The sequence below is a fragment of the Janthinobacterium svalbardense genome, from assembly GCF_002327145.1.
GTDB classification, from domain to species: domain Bacteria; phylum Pseudomonadota; class Gammaproteobacteria; order Burkholderiales; family Burkholderiaceae_D; genus Janthinobacterium; species Janthinobacterium tructae.
Window position 1 is genome coordinate 5,392,514 of record NZ_CP023422.1, and the last position, 17,333, is coordinate 5,409,846.

General features: G+C 61.8%; 18 protein-coding genes and 1 other RNA gene. 11 read left to right on the top strand and 8 right to left on the bottom strand.

Going from position 1 to position 17,333, the window contains the following annotated elements; all coding sequences use genetic code 11:
* Positions 1-60 precede the first annotated feature (60 nt).
* From folD to CNX70_RS24035, 5 genes are all read left to right on the top strand, one after another.
* Complete coding sequence (gene folD, locus CNX70_RS24015; RefSeq protein WP_096237595.1) at positions 61-906, top strand: bifunctional methylenetetrahydrofolate dehydrogenase/methenyltetrahydrofolate cyclohydrolase FolD; 846 nt, start codon at positions 61-63, stop codon at positions 904-906.
* 48 nt (positions 907-954) lie between these two features.
* Positions 955-3,024 carry a M3 family metallopeptidase gene (locus CNX70_RS24020; RefSeq protein ID WP_096237596.1) on the top strand — a complete coding sequence of 690 codons (2,070 nt, stop codon included), beginning with the start codon at positions 955-957 and terminating at the stop codon, positions 3,022-3,024.
* Positions 3,025-3,044: 20 nt separating this feature from the next.
* Positions 3,045-3,470, top strand: coding sequence for a DNA polymerase III subunit chi (locus CNX70_RS24025; protein ID WP_096238656.1), 426 nt, complete (start codon positions 3,045-3,047; stop codon positions 3,468-3,470).
* Positions 3,467-3,820 (top strand): DUF2486 family protein, encoded by a 354-nt coding sequence (locus CNX70_RS24030; RefSeq protein WP_096237597.1) that lies wholly within the window; start codon positions 3,467-3,469, stop codon positions 3,818-3,820. The genes CNX70_RS24025 and CNX70_RS24030 overlap by 4 nt, the downstream gene beginning before the upstream one ends.
* Before the next feature lie 367 nt (positions 3,821-4,187).
* On the top strand, positions 4,188-5,330 hold the full coding sequence (locus CNX70_RS24035) for a branched-chain amino acid ABC transporter substrate-binding protein (RefSeq protein ID WP_096237598.1): 1,143 nt from the start codon (positions 4,188-4,190) through the stop codon (positions 5,328-5,330).
* Here CNX70_RS24035 and CNX70_RS24040 read toward each other — a convergent pair.
* Entirely contained in the window at positions 5,323-6,225 is a 903-nt protein-coding gene (locus CNX70_RS24040) for a LysR family transcriptional regulator (protein WP_096237599.1), read from the bottom strand. The genes CNX70_RS24035 and CNX70_RS24040 overlap by 8 nt on opposite strands.
* A gap of 91 nt (positions 6,226-6,316) precedes the next feature.
* On the opposite strand from CNX70_RS24040, the gene CNX70_RS24045 reads away from it, so the two are divergent.
* Positions 6,317-7,315, top strand: coding sequence for an NAD-dependent epimerase/dehydratase family protein (locus tag CNX70_RS24045; protein ID WP_096237600.1), 999 nt, complete (start codon positions 6,317-6,319; stop codon positions 7,313-7,315).
* 21 nt (positions 7,316-7,336) lie between these two features.
* Here the strand turns inward: CNX70_RS24045 and CNX70_RS24050 are convergent, their stop codons facing one another.
* Together CNX70_RS24050 and ilvD are read right to left on the bottom strand one after the other, a co-directional pair.
* Positions 7,337-7,648, bottom strand: coding sequence for a c-type cytochrome (locus CNX70_RS24050; RefSeq protein WP_071075742.1), 312 nt, complete (start codon positions 7,646-7,648; stop codon positions 7,337-7,339).
* 223 nt (positions 7,649-7,871) lie between these two features.
* Positions 7,872-9,743, bottom strand: coding sequence for a dihydroxy-acid dehydratase (gene ilvD, locus CNX70_RS24055; RefSeq protein WP_096237601.1), 1,872 nt, complete (start codon positions 9,741-9,743; stop codon positions 7,872-7,874).
* A gap of 186 nt (positions 9,744-9,929) precedes the next feature.
* Here ilvD and CNX70_RS24060 point away from each other — a divergent pair, with 186 nt between their 5' ends.
* Positions 9,930-10,841: a LysR family transcriptional regulator gene (locus CNX70_RS24060; RefSeq protein WP_096237602.1), complete on the top strand. Its 912-nt coding sequence runs from the start codon at positions 9,930-9,932 to the stop codon at positions 10,839-10,841.
* Positions 10,842-10,920: 79 nt separating this feature from the next.
* On the top strand, positions 10,921-11,751 hold the full coding sequence (gene lgt, locus CNX70_RS24065) for a prolipoprotein diacylglyceryl transferase (protein WP_096237603.1): 831 nt from the start codon (positions 10,921-10,923) through the stop codon (positions 11,749-11,751).
* Positions 11,752-11,760: 9 nt separating this feature from the next.
* Here lgt and CNX70_RS24070 read toward each other — a convergent pair whose 3' ends face one another.
* The 5 genes from CNX70_RS24070 to CNX70_RS24090 form a co-directional block, all read right to left on the bottom strand.
* Positions 11,761-12,225 (bottom strand): EVE domain-containing protein, encoded by a 465-nt coding sequence (locus CNX70_RS24070; RefSeq protein ID WP_096237604.1) that lies wholly within the window; start codon positions 12,223-12,225, stop codon positions 11,761-11,763.
* Between the two features lie 88 nt (positions 12,226-12,313).
* Positions 12,314-12,491, bottom strand: a non-coding RNA gene (gene ssrS, locus CNX70_RS24075) — 6S RNA.
* A 54-nt stretch (positions 12,492-12,545) separates the two neighbouring features.
* A complete protein-coding gene (locus tag CNX70_RS24080) occupies positions 12,546-12,857 on the bottom strand; it encodes a cell division protein ZapA (protein ID WP_034747344.1) in 312 nt (103 codons plus the stop codon).
* Positions 12,857-13,147, bottom strand: a complete 291-nt coding sequence (locus CNX70_RS24085) for a DUF904 domain-containing protein (protein WP_306594795.1) — start codon at positions 13,145-13,147, stop codon at positions 12,857-12,859. Before CNX70_RS24085 ends, CNX70_RS24080 begins: the two co-directional genes overlap by 1 nt.
* A gap of 129 nt (positions 13,148-13,276) precedes the next feature.
* Positions 13,277-14,023: a hypothetical protein gene (locus CNX70_RS24090; protein ID WP_096237605.1), complete on the bottom strand. Its 747-nt coding sequence runs from the start codon at positions 14,021-14,023 to the stop codon at positions 13,277-13,279.
* 534 nt (positions 14,024-14,557) lie between these two features.
* Here CNX70_RS24090 and groES point away from each other — a divergent pair.
* From groES to CNX70_RS24105, 3 genes are all read left to right on the top strand, one after another.
* Positions 14,558-14,848: a co-chaperone GroES gene (gene groES, locus CNX70_RS24095; RefSeq protein WP_096237606.1), complete on the top strand. Its 291-nt coding sequence runs from the start codon at positions 14,558-14,560 to the stop codon at positions 14,846-14,848.
* 50 nt (positions 14,849-14,898) lie between these two features.
* Positions 14,899-16,539 (top strand): chaperonin GroEL, encoded by a 1,641-nt coding sequence (groL, locus tag CNX70_RS24100; protein ID WP_096237607.1) that lies wholly within the window; start codon positions 14,899-14,901, stop codon positions 16,537-16,539.
* Between the two features lie 221 nt (positions 16,540-16,760).
* Positions 16,761-17,270: a hypothetical protein gene (locus CNX70_RS24105; RefSeq protein WP_244198939.1), complete on the top strand. Its 510-nt coding sequence runs from the start codon at positions 16,761-16,763 to the stop codon at positions 17,268-17,270.
* Positions 17,271-17,333 lie beyond the last annotated feature (63 nt).

Here is a 17,333-nt window from a genome sequence, read left to right on the forward strand (position 1 = left end):
GCCCCTTTGCGCCGCCCGGCTTTATAATCTGTCCTTTCCCTCCCACACAGCCTCCCTACCATGCCAGCACAACTGATCGACGGAATCGCCCTCTCCCAAAAACTGCGCAGCGAGATCGCCACGCGCGCCGCCGCCCTCACGGCCAAGGGCACCCAGCCCGGCCTGGCCGTGATACTCGTCGGCGAAGACCCGGCCAGCCAGGTGTATGTCCGCAACAAGGTCAAGGCGTGCGGCGACGTGGGTTTCCACTCGGTGCTGGAAAAATATGAATCGGACCTGTCCGAAGCGGACTTGCTGGCACGCATCGCCAGCCTGAACGCGGATCCAGCCATCCACGGCATCCTCGTGCAAATGCCCTTGCCCAAGCACATCAACCCGCACAAGGTCATCGAAGCGATCTCCACGACGAAAGATGTGGATGGCTATTCCGTCCTGAGCGCCGGCGAACTGATGACGGGCTTGCCCGGCTTCCGCCCCTGCACGCCCTATGGCTGCATGAAACTGATCGAAAGCACGGGTGTGGACCTGCGCGGCAAGCACGCCGTCGTCATCGGCCGCAGCAACACCGTCGGCAAACCGATGGCCCTGTTGCTCTTGCAAGCGAACGCTACCGTCACCATCTGCCATAGTGCGACCCCGGACCTTGGTCTGTACACGCGCCAGGCGGACGTGGTCGTGGCCGCCGTCGGCCGCCGCAACACCCTGACGGCCGACATGGTCAAGCCGGGCGCCATCGTCATCGACGTTGGCATGAACCGCGACGATGACGGCAAGCTGTGCGGTGACGTGGATTTTGCCGGCGTGAAAGAAGTCGCCTCGCACATCACGCCCGTGCCGGGCGGCGTGGGGCCGATGACGATCACGATGCTATTGATGAACACGGTAGAAGCTGCCGAGCGCATCTAAAGAATCACCCCGGGGCGGCGTTGCCGCCCTATTAATATGGAACCGACGATGAATACCAATCCCCTGCTTGATTTTTCCGGCCTGCCACGCTTCGACGCGATCACGCACGAGCATGTCACGCCCGCCATCGATACCCTCTTGGCCCAGGCGCGCGCCACGGTGGCGCAACTGGAGGCGCCCATGGAAGAAGTGAGCTGGGACAACCTCGTCGTGCCCCAGGACCAGATTGCCGAAACCCTGGGCCGCGCCTGGAGCATCGTCAACCACCTCAATAGCGTGATCGATACGCCCGAACTGCGCGCCGCCTACAATGCGAACCAGCCCAAGGTGACGGAGTTCTTGACCGAGCTGGGCCAGAACGAAATTCTCTTCGGCAAATACAAGCAATTGCAGGCCCGCGCCGATTTCGCCGACCTGTCGCCGGCGCGCCGGCGCATCGTCGAGAATGCCGTGCGCGACTTCCGCCTGGGCGGCGCCGAGTTGCCCGAGGACAAGAAAGAGCGCTTTGGCGCCATCCAGGAAGAGCACGCGGCCGTCGGTACGCGTTTTTCCGAAAACGTGCTCGACGCCACGAATGACTACAAGTTGCTGGTCGAGAACGAAAGCGACCTGGCTGGCTTGCCCGACGACGTGAAGGCCGCCGCGCGCGCCGCCGCCGAAAAAGCGGGCAAGCAAGGGTATGAATTCTCGCTGCACTTCCCGTCGTATTACCCGATCCTGCAATTTGCCGATAATCGCGCGCTGCGCGAAACCATCTACCGCGCCAACGCCACCAAGGCATCGGACCAGGGCGAAGTCTTCAGCAAGAAAGAGGACTGGGACAACACGCAGAACATCGTCACCTTGTTGCGGCTGCGCAACGAAGAGGCACAGCTGCTCGGCTACGCCAATTTCGCCGAAGTGTCGCTGGTTTCCAAAATGGCCACCTCGCCTGCGCAAGTCATCGCTTTCCTGGAAGACCTGGCCCAACGCGCCCGTCCGTTCGCCGAGAAGGACCTGGCCGAGTTGACCAGCTTCGCGCGCGAAGAACTGGGCATCGCCGAACTGCAAGCGTGGGACGTGCCGTACGCTTCCGAAAAGCTGCAGGAACGCCGCTACGCGTTCTCTGCCCAAGAAGTCAAACAGTATTTCCCTGAACACAAGGTGATCGATGGCTTGTTCCGCCAGATCCAGAACCTGTTCACGGTCGAGATCAAACTCGATACGGCGCCCGTCTGGCACCCGGACGTGCGTTTTTACCGCATCGAGCGCGACGGCCAGCTGGTCGGCCAGTTCTACCTGGACCTGTATGCGCGCGCGGGCAAGAGCGGCGGCGCCTGGATGGACGATGCGCGCGGCCGCCGTGCCGACGCACAGCACGTGCAAACGCCGATCGCCTATCTGACCTGCAATTTCACGCAGCCGGCCGTGGTCGATGGCCAGGTTCAGCCGGCGCTGTTTACGCACGATGAAGTGATCACCCTGTTCCACGAATTCGGCCACGGCTTGCACCATATGCTGACGGTGGTCGACGAGCTGGGCGTATCGGGCATTGCCGGCGTCGAATGGGATGCTGTGGAACTGCCATCGCAATTCATGGAAAACTTCTGCTGGGAATGGGAAGTGCTCGAACACATGACGGCGCATGCCGTCACGGGCGAGCCGCTGCCGCGCGTGCTGTACGACAAGATGCTGGCGGCCAAGAATTTCCAGTCGGGCTTGCAAACCCTGCGCCAGGTGGAATTTTCCTTGCTCGACATGCATTTGCACTATGACTACGATGCCAGCACGGGGCAGAGCGTGCAGCAGCTGATCGACGGCGTGCGCGCCAAGTTCGCGCTGATCATCCCGCCCCCGTTCAACCGCTTCCAGAATTCCTTTGGGCATATCTTCTCCGGCGGCTACGCGGCCGGCTACTACAGCTACAAATGGGCCGAGGTGCTATCTGCCGACGCCTATGCGGCCTTTGAGGAAGCCCGCGCGCTGGGACCGGCCGCCACCACGGCAGCGGGCAGGCGTTACCTGCAAGAAATCCTGTCCGTCGGCGGCTCGCGCCCGGCGCTCGAATCGTTCACGGCCTTCCGCGGCCGCGAACCGTCGATCGACGCCCTGCTGCGCCACAGCGGCATGGCCGCTTGAAGGGTGATATGAGCAGCGCCATGACCCGCGTCGATTTTCATACCAATGTGCCGGACAAGCTGGCCTACGCCTGCCGCCTGGCGCGCAAGGCGTATATGGCTGGCAACAAGGTGGTCGTGCTGGCAGCCGACAGCGCCCAGCTCGACGCCTTGAACAGCGCCATGTGGACCATTTCCGCCACGGATTTCCTGCCGCACGTGCTGGCCGGCGACCCGCTGGCCACGCAAACGCCCATCATCCTGACCGCTGACGCGGCGGCGGAGCTGCCGCACCACGACATCCTCGTCAACCTGTCGCAGTTGCCGCCCGCCAATTACGCGCAATTCCAGCGCGTCTTTGAAATCGTCTCCATGGATGCGCAAGATGCGCAGGCGGGCCGCCAGCGTTTCCTGCACTACCGCCAGCAAGACGTGCAGCTGACGCACTTCGTGGCGGGGAAAGCATGAGCCAGCAGCCATTCGACCAGGGCATTCCCCTGCTGACGGAGGTGCTGCTGGGGCCGGAGGTGGCGCCCGCCATCCCAGCCGAGCCTGCTATCGAGGCAACGCCGGCGTTGCCGCCAGCGGTGGCACAACCCGACTGGGACGCCATCGAACAGCGGCTGACGCAGCGCATCCTGCACCAGGTGCAGGGCAAGATCGACCATCTGCTGGAAGAACGCATCGCCCACGTCTTGCAGACGGCCCTGCAAAACGCCCTGATCGGCATGCGCGGCGCATTGCGCGCAGACTTGCAGCAATCGCTGGAACAGATCGTGGCGCATGCGGTCAGCCATGAGCTGGGGCATTTGCAGTGACACCTGTCAAAACCTACTGCGCGTCGGTATAGGCGGCCTGCGATGCTCACCGTACTAAAGTACGGTTGCGCTTCTTAGCCACCTCTCCCTTCCGCTCGCTACGGTTTTGTCAGGTGTTGTCAATTTCAGGACCTTTGAGGTCCGACTTCTCCTACACCTGTATTCTCTACAACGCCATTCTTTGGTGCGCTCGCGCCTGCGAAACCGGTGCATCGCGCCTCAGTTTGGTGATTGTGACGACAAAATGCAAAAAGCCCCAAATGCGGCTTTGCGCCGCCTGTTTTTTGTTGTACCTTTCTTCACACGTACCGCCAGTCGTAGCGGTTTCACGAGACGCCGCCGTATCTTTATCCATTGGAGAATGTTTATGCTGCTCAAGACCAAAGTCCTTCCTCTCGCCCTCGCCCTCGCTTTTGCCGGCCATGCGGGCGCGCAGGAAATCATCAAGATAGGCCACGTCGCCCCGGTCTCTGGCGCCAGCTCCCACCTGGGCAAGGATAACGAGAATGCGGCCAAGATGGCGATCGAGGATTTGAACGCCAAAGGCTTCAAGATCGACGGCAAAGCCGTCAAATTCGTGCTGGTGCCCGAAGATGACGCAGCCGATCCCAAGCAGGGCACGGCGGTGGCGCAAAAGCTGGTCGATGCCAAGGTCAACGGCGTCGTCGGCCACCTGAACTCGGGCACGACGATTCCCGCCTCGCGCATTTACTTCAATGCCGGCATTCCGCAGATTTCGCCGGCCGCCACCAACCCGACGTACACGCAGCAGAAATTCAACACGGCCTTCCGCGTGGTGGCCAATGACAACAAGCTGGGCGGAACGCTGGGCGCGTATGCCGTGGGCAAGCTGCAGGCGAAGAAAATCGCCGTCATCGATGACCGCACGGCTTACGGCCAGGGCGTGGCGGAACAGTTCGTCAAGGGCGCCAAAAAGGCGGCGCCAGGCGTGCAAATCGTCGGCAAGGAATTTACGAATGCCAACGCGACCGACTTCAATGCCATCCTGACCAGCATCAAGTCGAAAAATCCCGACCTGATCTTCTTCGGCGGCATGGATTCCGTGGGCGGCCCCATGCTGCGCCAGATGAAGGCGCTGGGCATCAAGGCCAAGTTCATGGGTGGTGATGGCCTGTGCACGGAACCGCTGGGCAAGCTGGCCGGCGACGCCGTGGGCGAAGACATGGTCACCTGCGCGGAAGCGGGCGGCGTGACGGGCACGCAGCAAAAAGGCATGGACGATTTCCGCGCCCGCTACAAGCAGAAATACAATATGGAAGTGCAGCTGTACGCGCCGTATGTGTACGATGCCGTGATGACCATGGCCACCGCCATGGCCGACGCGAAATCGTCGAAACCGTCCGTCTACCTGCCATTCCTGGCCAAGGTGCACTACCAGGGCGTGACGGGTCCGATCTCGTTCGATGCCAACGGCGACATCAAGGATGGCGCGCTGACGCTCTTTACGTACCGCGATGGCAAGAAAACCAAGATGGAAGTCATCAAGTAAGCGGCTGTTCAGCCACGTAAGCGAGTAAACCTTCGGCCAGCGCGTCGAAGGTGGCGCGGCAGCGCAGGCTGCCGCGCAAGTCTGCATGCATGGTGACCCAGGTTTCCATCGGTAGCGCAAACGCTTGCGGCAACACGCGCCGCAGGGCTGGATCGCGCGCCGCCAGCCCCACCTGGCACACGCCGATACCGGCGCCCGCGCGTATCAGGGCCAGTTGCGCCAGGTCGCTGTCGCTGCGCCAGGCAAAGTTTTCCCGCGCAAAACCCTCAAAGGCGGCGCCCGCGTTGCGCACGAAGGGACTCGCCTCGTCGTAGCCGATGACGGCGTGTTGCGCCAGATCCGGCAATCCGGCCGGCGTGCCATGGCGCGCCAGGTAATCCGCGTGCGCATGCAGGCCCAGTTCGATATCGCCCACCTTGCGCGCCACCAGCTGTTCCTGGCGGGGCCGCAGCATGCGCACGGCGATATCCGCTTCGCGGCGCAGCAAATCCTGCACCTTGTTGCTCAACACCAGTTCAATGACCAGTTCCGGATGGCGTTCGCGCAAGCGGGCCAATATCGTCGGCAGCACTTCCACGCCCACCACTTCGCTGGCGGCGATGCGCACGACACCGGCCACGCCCTGCCCCTGGCTGCTGGCGGCGCGCTGCATCAGGGCGGCCGTGTGCTCCATGGTTTCCGCATGGGGCCGCAGCGCCAGCGCCACTTGCGTGGGCAGCAAGCCCTGCTGGGAGCGCGTAAACAGGGTCGCACCCAGCTCCTTTTCCAGAGCGGCGATGTGCCGGCCGACGGTGGGCTGCGTGATGCCCAGCGCGCGGGCCGCGCCGGACAGCGAGCCGTGCTGCAGCACGGCCAGCAGCGAACGGTAATATTCCCAGGCAATGGCGGTAGTCATACATAAATGTATAGCCTCTGCTCGATGTTCGTCAATTCCCAATGAGCCTTGCGCGGCAGATACTGGCGCCATCAACCACACGGAGGACAATATGGACAAAACAGTATTGGTACTGGGTGCCACGGGCGGCATCGGCGGCGAGATGCTGCGCCAGCTCCTGGCGGCGGGCTGGCAGGTACGCGCCTTGACGCGGGGAGAAACGCAGCCGGAGCACGGCGACCGTGTTGCATGGCTGCGCGGCGATGCGCTGTCGCGCGCGGACGTGCTGGCGGCCGCCAAAGGCTGCGCCGTCATCGTGCACGCCGTCAACCCGCCCGGCTACCGCCACTGGGGCCGGCTGGTGCTGCCCATGCTCGACAACACCATCGCAGCCGCCATCGCCGAAGGCGCCACCATCGTGCTGCCTGGCACCGTGTACAACTTTGGCCCCGATGCGTTTCCCGTGCTGGCAGAGGACGCGCCGCAGCACCCGCAGACGCGCAAAGGCGCCATCCGCGTGGAACTGGAAGCACGGCTGGAACAGGCCAGCACGCAGGGTGCCAGGGTGCTGATCGTGCGCGCGGGCGACTTCTTCGGCCCCCGCGCCGGCAATAACTGGTTTTCGCAGGGCCTCGTCAAGCCTGGCCAGAGCGTGCGCAGCGTGCTGTATCCGGGCGCGCCCGGCGTGGGCCATCAATGGTCCTACCTGCCCGACGTGGCGCGCACGATGCTGCAATTGCTGACCATGCGCGCCACCTTGCCCGCGTTTGCGCGCTTTCACATGGCCGGCCACTGGGACCACGACGGCCGGCAAATGACGGGGGCGATTGCCCGCGTGGTGAAACAGGCCACGGGAGCCACGCCCGCCATCCGGCGCTTTCCATGGTGGCTGGTGGCGCTGGCGTCGCCGTTCGTGGCGACCCTGCGCGAGATGCGCGAGATGCGCTATCTGTGGCAAACGCCCTTGCGCATGGAGAATGCGCGCTTGCTGGCCGTGCTGGGCCAGGAGCCGCATACGCCGCTCGACGAGGCGGTGCGAACGACATTGGAAGGCCTGGGCAATTTAGATGCAGCAGGCAAAAAAAATGCGCCGGGATTGCCGGCGCGCTAATTGCAGGTACTGCGGCACAGATTATTTCTGTGCCAGTACCCATTTAACCAGGGTATGGGCTTCCGCATCGCTCACTTGCGGATTGGCTGGCATCGGGATCGCGCCCCAGGTGCCGGAACCGCCCTTCATGACTTTCGCCACGAGCTTGGCTTCCGCGTCTTTTTGACCGGCATATTTGGCCGCCACGTCTTTATACGCAGGACCCACCAGTTTCGTGCTCACCGCATGGCAAGCCATGCAGTTTTTTGCTTTCGCCAGGTCCGGATTGGCCAACGCTGCTTGCGATGCCAGAGCCGATACGGTCAATACACTCACCAACATAAAACGTTTCATTGTCTTTTCTCCAAAGTTACTTCCTGCGGCATTTTACTGTGTTTCCGCAGATGCACCACGAGCCCAGATCAAGCGTTTCAATGTAGTAACGCAATGTAGTAGCGATTAGGCACTCATATTCTGCCCCATCTGCGCACGCATGACCATGTTGTTTGTAAGGCGATGTAACGACAGGCGGCCCCGCACGGTCAAACGGGGCCGGCCGTCGCACTTATACAACAAATCAGCGTTTCTGCTTTTTCAGCTGCGACAGGTCACGCACGGCGCCGCGGTCGGCCGACGTCGTCAGCGCGGCATACGCCTGCAGCGCCTGCGACACGTAGCGCTCGCGCTTGACGGGCAGCCAGGCATCGTCGCCCTTCGCTTCCATGGCGGCGCGGCGCGCGGCCAGCTCGGTATCGGTCACGCGCAGGTTGATGCTGCGCTCGGGGATGTCGATGTCGATGAAGTCGCCCTCTTCCACCAGGCCGATGGCGCCGCCTTCGGCCGCTTCCGGCGAAGCGTGGCCGATCACCAGGCCCGAGGAACCGCCCGAAAAGCGCCCGTCCGTGAACAGCGCGCACGCCTTGCCCAGGCCCTTGGATTTGATGTACGAGGTCGGATACAGCATTTCCTGCATGCCGGGGCCGCCTTTCGGGCCTTCGTAGCGGATGATGACGACGTCGCCCTCATGCACGGTATCGGCCAAAATCGCTGCAACAGCGGTATCCTGGCTTTCAAACACGCGCGCCTTGCCCGAGAATTTCAAAATGCTTTCATCGACGCCAGCCGTCTTGACGATGCAGCCCTTTTCGGCCAGGTTGCCGTACAGGACGGCCAGGCCGCCATCCTGCGAGTACGCATGCGCCTTGTCGCGGATGCAGCCGGTGGCACGGTCCATGTCGACGGCGGCAAAACGCTCCGACTGCGAGAACGCCGTCTGCGTCGGCACGCCGCCCGGGGCGGCGCGGAACAGTTCATGCACGGCCGGATTGTCCGTGCACATGATGTCGTTTTGCGCGATGGCGTCGGCCAGGGTCGGCGCGTGGATGGTCGGTAAAGTGGTGTTGAGCAGGCCGGCGCGTGCCAGTTCGCCCAGAATCCCCACGATGCCGCCCGCGCGGTGCACGTCTTCGATATGGTATTTGTCCGTCATCGGCGCCACCTTGCACAGGCACGGTACCTTGCGCGAGATGCGGTCGATGTCGGCCATCGTGAACTCCACTTCCGCCTCGTGCGCGGCGGCCAGCAAGTGCAGCACGGTGTTGGTCGAGCCGCCCATGGAGACGTCGAGCGCCATGGCATTTTCAAATGCCGCCTTGGTGGCGATCGAGCGCGGCAGCACCGAGTAATCGTCCTGCTCATAGTGGCGCTTGGCCAGTTCGACGATCAAACGGCCCGCACGCAGGAACAGCTGCTGGCGGTCCGAGTGCGTGGCCAGGATGGTGCCATTGCCGGGCAGGGCCAGGCCCAGCGCCTCGGTCAGGCAGTTCATCGAGTTGGCCGTAAACATGCCGGAGCAGGAACCGCAGGTCGGGCAGGCCGAACGCTCGATTTCCGCCACGTCGGCGTCGGACACGCTGCTGTCGCCCGCCTTGATCATGGCGTCGACCAGATCGAGCTTGATGATCTTCTGCGTGCCGTTGACCACCTTGATGACCTTGCCCGCTTCCATCGGCCCGCCGGAAATAAACACGACGGGGATGTTGATGCGCATGGCGGCCATCAGCATGCCCGGCGTGATCTTGTCGCAGTTCGAGATACACACCATGGCGTCGGCGCAGTGGGCGTTGACCATGTATTCCACGGAGTCGGCGATCAGGTCGCGCGAAGGCAGCGAATACAGCATGCCGCCGTGGCCCATGGCGATGCCGTCATCGACGGCGATGGTGTTGAATTCCTTGGCCACGCCGCCGGCCGCCTCGATTTCGCGCGCCACCATCTGGCCCAGGTCTTTCAGGTGCACGTGACCGGGCACGAATTGCGTGAACGAGTTGACGACGGCGATGATCGGCTTGTCGAAGTCGCCATCCTTCATGCCGGTGGCGCGCCACAGGGCGCGGGCGCCAGCCATGTTGCGGCCGTGGGTGGTGGTGCGGGAGCGGTATTGCGGCATGATGGGGTCCTTCCAAGGATGATTGATGCCTGACTGCGCGGATTTGCAGAAAAGTTCGCAACAAAACCCTGTATGCAGTGGGGGGTACGTCAGAGTGCCTTGCGCGCGCCCCACTGTCAAATATATGATGCACATGTCTGTGAGTCGTTTTGCATATCACAGCAATCAATCCGCATGGAAACACATATGAATCTCGAACTGCGCCAGCTGCGCTACTTTGTCACCGTTGCCGAGGAATTGCACTTCGGCCGCGCCGCCGCGCGCCTGCACATGACGCAGCCGCCCCTGTCGCAAACCATCATGGCGCTGGAAGAGCTGCTGGGCGCGCCCCTGTTCGTGCGCACCCGGCGCGAAGTGCAGCTGACGCCTGCCGGCATGGCCCTGCTGCCCGAGGCGCGCCGCTTGCTGGCGCAGGCGCTCGATTTGCCCGCGCTGGTGCGGCGGGCCGCGCAGGGCGAGGCGGGGCGTCTGAGCCTGGCTTTCGTTTCCTCGGCCGACTACAGCGTGCTGCCGCCGCTGCTGCGCGCTTACCAGGCCGCCTATCCGCAGGTGCAGATCGCGCTGCAGGAAGCCACCTCCGATTTGCAGCTGAACGAATTGCTTGCCGGGCGCACGGATGCGGGCCTGTTGATCCCGCCCCTGCCCGAAAAGGCGAAAGGTGAACTCGATTACCTGCCCGTGCTGACCGAAGGGCTGGTGCTGGCCGCGCCGTCCGGCCTCGACATATTAAATACGCCGGGACCGGTGCGCCTGCGCGACTTGCCCCCCCTGCCATTGATCATTTTCCCGCGCGCGATATCGCCCGCCCTGCACGACGCCATCCTCGGCGTGTTCCGCGCGGCCGGCATCACGCCGCAGATCGGCCAGGAAGCGATCCAGATGCAAACCATCGTCAGCCTCGTCTCGGCTGGCATGGGCATCGCGCTTGTGCCACAATCGGTATCGAATCTGATGCGCCCGGGCGTAGAATACAGGCCGCTGCAGGACGCCACGCCGCTGGTGGAAACGGGCCTGGCCTGGCGCCGCGACAATCCGTCCGCCGTGCTGCAGGGTTTCCTGGCGCTGCTGCGCAAGCAGATCAGCGCGACTGCCCCTTAAATTAAGTGGCCGCTAAGGCAAAAAACCGCAAGCGCCCCCATACTACGCAACCTTCGCTTTAAACAAAGAAAGAAACCCCATGCTGATACACCCGATGCCCGACCCGATCGCCATACAAATCGGCCCGCTCGCCGTGCACTGGTACGGCCTGATGTATGTACTGGCCTTTGCCCTGTTCATTCTCCTGGGCAGAGTGCGCATCAAGCAGCCGCATATCGCCGTGCTGGGCTGGAAGAAGGAAGACCTTGATGACATGCTGTTCTACGGCATGCTGGGCGTGGTGATCGGCGGGCGCCTGGGCGAAGTGCTGTTCTACCGCCCCGAATACTTCATGCACAATCCGCTGGAGATCTTCATGGTCTGGCATGGCGGCATGTCCTTCCATGGCGGCTTCCTGGGCGTCATCCTGGCCATGTATCTGTGGAGCCGCAAGGCGGGCCGCAATCTGTTCGACGTGCTCGACTTCATCGCCCCACTGGTGCCGCTCGGTTATGCCGCCGGCCGCCTGGGCAACTTCATCAATGCCGAACTGCCGGGCCGCATCGCCCCGGAAACCCTGCCGTGGGCCATGCAGTGGCCAGGCATTCCGTATCCTGTGCACCCGTCGCCCCTCTACCAGATGCTGGTCGACGGCATTTTGGTGTTCATCATCCTGTGGCTGTATGCGCGCAAGCAGCGCCCGCGCATGGCCGTGGGCGCCATGTTCACCCTGCTGTACGGCTGCGCGCGCTTCTTCACGGAATACTTCCGCACGCCGGACTGGGAAGTCGTCTGGCTGGGCGTACCGATCACCTCGGGCCAGATGCTCTCGCTGCCGATGATCGTCGGCGCCATCGCGCTGCTGGTGTGGGCGTATAAAAGCCAGGTGATGGGCACCCCGCCCACCAAGGCGCGCGTGGCGGACGCCTGATCGGCCGCCCTAGGCCTTCAACCTGCTTGTAATCACTTTCCATTGCGCCGGCGTCACGGGCGTGATGGACAAACGGCTGCCCTTCTTCAACAGCAGCATGTCTTCCAGCTCCGGCATCTGGCGCATCTCGGACAGGGGCAGCAGCGCCGTCTTCTTTACACCCAGCACGTCGACGCTGATCCAGCGCGGCTGTTCAGGCGTCGCCTTCGGATCGAAGTACTTGCCGCCCTCTTCAAACTGGCTGTGATCGGGATACGCGCCGCTGGCCACTTCGGCCACGCCCGCCACGCCCGGCTGCGGGCAGCTGGAGTGATAAAACAGCACGCCATCGCCCGGCTGCATGCCATCGCGCATGAAGTTGCGCGCCTGGTAGTTGCGCACGCCAAACCAGGGCATGGTGTGCTTGGGCGCTGCCATCAGGTCGTCGATGCTTACTTCATCGGGTTCGGATTTCATCAGCCAATATTGTTTCATCTAGACTCCGTGTGAAAGCGACAGACGTAAAAAAACGGTTGCGCATCAATGCTGCAACCGTTTTCTTTGTATTGCCAGTTCGTGCAAATTAGGCCCCGCCTGTGCCGCTATGCCGGCATCCCGAACCAAACGGTTCAAGGTGGTCACGTTAGTTCAATTTCGGGTTCGTCGAACGAGCGACGCTCACTCCCATCAAACAAAATTCGCAACCGATGCGCATAAATGGTTCAAGGAATATATGGCAATCGCGAACACTGCAGGGTAGACCCAAGTTTACTCCTTTGGTCGCGCATCGCAAAGACAAATCGTCGCGGACGCGCTTAAAAAAGGTTTTCCTGGGGCGTCAATGCGCTGTCCAGGACGGTGTGCATGGCCGAGATCTTTTGCTTCACTTCGAGTATCGTCAATTCCGACAGCGGACCTTGCGGCGACTTCACGGAGAGGAATTCGGCGGCCACGCCCAAGGCGGCCAGCACGGCGATGCGGTCATTGCCCTTGACCTTGCCCGCGTCGCGGATGGCTTTCATTTTACTATCGAGATAGATTGCCGCTTCGCGCAGTGCGCGCTCTTCACCGTCGCGGCACACCATGCTGTAGGACTGGCCCATGATATTGACATCGACACGCGGCATTACGCTTCCTTCTCGTTCTCGGCAATGTAGGCGCCCGCTTCCGAAGCGGCTTGCTCCAGGCCGGCTTGCACCAGTTCGGGAATTTTTTCCAGCAACGCTTCCACCCGCTCCTGCGCCTCGCGCATGCGCTGCACATACAGGGCGTTCTCGGCGGCCAGCGCGGCATTGTCCTTGCGCAATTGCGCGTTTTCACGGCGCAGCGCATGGGTCATTTCGGCCAGCAGGCCTATCTTGTCGGATAATTCGTTGAATTCGGAAATCATCCCGCCACTATAGGGCGGACGCTCCATGGGCGTCAATCGAATCACGCCGCTGTCACACATATTTACATCAATGCAGGGCAGTTGGCGGACAATACACGCTTTTTCCGGCGCTTTTCGCCAAGTGCGCGCATCTGCCAGCGCCGCGATGGCGGCGTTTTACTCGTCGACGTAATCGGCTTCGATATCGAGTCCGCCATAACGGTTTTCGCAAGAGCGGCGCACCAGCGTCTGTTGTCCGCCCTTGCCGTCAAGCACCATCGTCAAGTCGCGGCAAGTGCGGCCGTAGCTGCCAGGCTTGGCGTCCGTCCCCGAGGGCGTCAGGCGCACTGCCAGCGGCGCCGCATTGCCCAAGCCCTTGTTGCTCCATTGGCGCGTCTTGCCATCCTCTTCATCTTTCAAGGTGCGCACGGCGGCCGTCAGCAGGGCTTGTTGTTCTTTCGCATTGAGCTTGGCGATGGTGACGTCGGACAGGAACGGCGGATACACGACGGGCGCCGGGTCCTTGCCCTGCACATCCCAGTTGCCGCTGTTCTGCGAACAGGTGCGGCGGCTCAAGTCTTGCGACTTGCCGCCCGCCGTGACGACGAATTTCAGGTCGCGGCAGACGTGCGCCTTCAGGCTGTGCTCCGTCATGCCGGAGTTGCTGAAGTTATACGTGACTTTCACCAGCACGCCACTGTCGCCGCCGTTGTCCCATACGTGCGCTTCCTGGTCGTCGTCATCCTTGTTCAAATCGTTGAACAAGTCATTGAGCAGCATCTTCTTTTCCAGCGGCGTGAGGGCCGCCACGCTGATCTCGTCGACGATGGTGGGCGTGTGCGCGGCGGCATTGCCCAGGCAGGCGAGGCCGATAACGGTAGCGCACAGCAGGCGCAGCGCGGGACGGGAAACAGGAAATGGCATGGCGTTCTTTCTGGTGCAAGTGGCGATATGTGGCAATATTGATATGCAATTGCAATCATCTTATCAAATTTCATAGTAAAACTCTGTTTCCTGCGCGTACAGGAACGCCCCCCATCCGGGCGGCATGCTAGAGTCGCTGCTGTTGCTGACGCCCGGGAACGCGGCTTGTGCTGGCGCAAACCCTGTGTAGATGCAGGCTCTGCTCAGCATCTATCTATATGTTCCTCTTGAATAAGCCCTTGAAGTTGACCCATACCGTCCCTATAATTAGCACTCGTTAGTAGAGAGTGCTAACAAACTCTTTCGTAGCAATCCTCAGGACTGATGGTGCTTGCCAGACCACTGCAGGGAACGCTACGCGGCGGGCGACGCCGCGATGCACCACTGCCGGATACAGGCAAGGACAGGATGACATGGGGTTTGCTTGACCGTTGCGGGCTGCTTTCAACGGCGGTCACTGAAAGCAGGTCTGGCGCTGTGCCGGACATGTATTCATTTAGCAACACTTATCCATTGAACTTTAAGGAGTTTTGTATGAATCTGCGCCCATTGAACGATCGCGTCATCGTCAAACGCCTCGACCAGGAAACCAAAACTGCGTCCGGCCTCATCATTCCTGATGCAGCTGCTGAAAAACCGGATCAAGGCGAAGTCCTTGCCGTAGGCAATGGCAAGATTCTCGACGACGGCAAAGTCCGTCCTCTGGATGTCAAAGTGGGCGACCGCGTCCTGTTCGGCAAGTACGCCGGCCAAACCGTCAAAGTTGACGGCGATGAGCTGATGGTCATGCGCGAAGAAGACATCATGGCGATCGTCGTCAAGTAATTGTTTCCACGTTGTAGACAGACACATCCCGAAACTCAGGAGAATTGAACATGGCAGCTAAAGAAGTAATATTCGGCGACGCAGCGCGCGCCAAGATGGTCGAAGGCGTCAACATCCTCGCCAACGCAGTCAAAGTAACGCTGGGCCCGAAAGGCCGCAACGTGGTCCTGGAGCGCTCGTTCGGCGCCCCTACCGTCACCAAGGATGGCGTGTCGGTAGCGAAAGAAATCGAACTCAAAGACAAGCAAATGAACATGGGTGCTCAGTTGGTCAAGGAAGTTGCTTCCCGCACCAGTGACAACGCCGGCGACGGCACCACCACCGCCACCGTGCTGGCACAAGCCATCGTACGCGAAGGCATGAAGTTCGTTGCCGCCGGCATGAACCCGATGGACCTGAAGCGCGGTATCGACAAAGCAGTTGCTGCCACCGTCGAAGAACTGGCGAAAATCGCCCGTCCTTGCACCACGACCAAAGAAATCGCCCAAGTTGGCGCGATCTCGGCGAACTCGGACTACTCAATCGGCGAGCGTATCGCTGAAGCGATGGAAAAAGTCGGCAAAGAAGGCGTCATCACCGTGGAAGACGGCAAGTCGCTGAACGACGAACTGGACATCGTTGAAGGCATGCAATTCGACCGCGGCTACCTGTCGCCATACTTCATCAACAACCCAGAGAAACAAGTTGCCGTCCTGGACAGCCCATTCGTCCTGCTGTGCGACAAGAAAATCTCGAACATCCGTGACCTGCTGCCGGTACTGGAACAAGTCGCAAAAGCTGGCCGTCCACTGCTGATCATCGCAGAAGACATCGAAGGCGAAGCGCTGGCGACCCTGGTTGTGAACAACATCCGCGGCATCCTGAAAACTTGCGCAGTGAAAGCACCTGGCTTCGGCGACCGCCGCAAAGCCATGCTGGAAGACATCGCTGTCCTGACCGGCGGCCAAGTGATCGCTGAAGAAGTCGGCCTGACCCTGGAAAAAGTGACCCTGGCCGAACTGGGCCAGGCGAAACGCATCGAAGTGGGCAAGGAAAACACCATCGTCATCGATGGCGCCGGCGAAGCTGCCTCGATCGAAGCACGCGTGAAACAAGTGCGTGTACAGATCGAAGAAGCGACCTCGGACTACGACCGTGAAAAACTGCAAGAGCGCGTCGCCAAACTGGCTGGCGGCGTTGCCGTGATCAAGGTTGGCGCAGCCACCGAAGTCGAAATGAAAGAAAAGAAAGCCCGCGTTGAAGATGCACTGCACGCTACCCGCGCTGCCGTGGAAGAAGGCATCGTGCCAGGCGGCGGCGTAGCCCTGCTGCGCGCACGCGCCAACATCACGGTCAAGGGCGACAATCCTGATCAAGATGCCGGTATCAAGATCGTCCTGCGCGCAATGGAAGAGCCACTGCGCATGATCGTGCAAAACGCTGGCGAAGAAGCTTCGGTCGTCGTGGCAGCCGTACTGGCTGGCACGGGCAACTACGGCTACAACGCTGCCAACGGCACGTATGGCGACATGGTCGAAATGGGCGTCCTGGACCCAGCCAAAGTGACCCGTTCGGCGCTGCAAAACGCCGCTTCGATCGCTTCGCTGATGCTGACAACCGACTGCATGGTCTGCGAAATCGCTGACGACAAAGCAGGCGGCGGCATGGGCGGCGGCATGGGTGGCATGGGCGGCATGGACGGCATGATGTAAGCCCGGCATCCCCGCCCGCAGGCGACGGCGCGCGGGGATGCCTATGCCGGGCCTGGACAGGCAGACCAAAAGCTGTTTGCGCCTGCCCGGCAGCCCCGAAAGCCATCTTCTACGGAAGGTGGCTTTTTTTCGCCTATGTATTTAACAAACCCGTTTGGCAAACCCGTTAGCAAGCCCGTTGGCAAGCCCGGCGATTGCCGGCCTGCGCGTTTTGCTTTAGCATGGCCGCCATCGTCCTTCTTTCTCATGCCACCATCATGCCGCCACGCGCCTCTTCTTCCAAAACTACCATCATCGCCGGCATCCTGGCCGGCTTGCTGGCCGCCGGCCTCGGCGCTTTCTACCTGCACCAGCAGTCCGCCCCGCACGACGGCAATGCCCCGGCCGGGAACAGCCAGGCGGCGCAGGAGCAGAACGCGCGCGCCGTCGATGCGCTGATGGCTTTGCCGGAAATCAAGGCTTGGTCGGCGCATATCGAAAAGGCTAGCGGCGGCCGCGCGCACGGCGCCGTAATGGAAACGTCGCCGGAAACGCGCCTCGTCGATGGCGTCGCCTGCTATCAGCTGAGCTTTTTCGAAAGCACGCCCGACGCGGCCCACCGCTGGGAAAGCTTTGTCGTCACGCCCGACGGCAAGCGCATCCTTGTGGACGATATCGTCAACGGTGACCTGATCAGCCTGGAACAATGGCGCAAGGACAGCGCGCCCATGCAGCGCATCGCCACGCAATAACGCCCCAGGCTGGCTGCGGGCGCGATGGCCAGGGACGCTGGCGTTGCAGCGCAAGGTTTACTT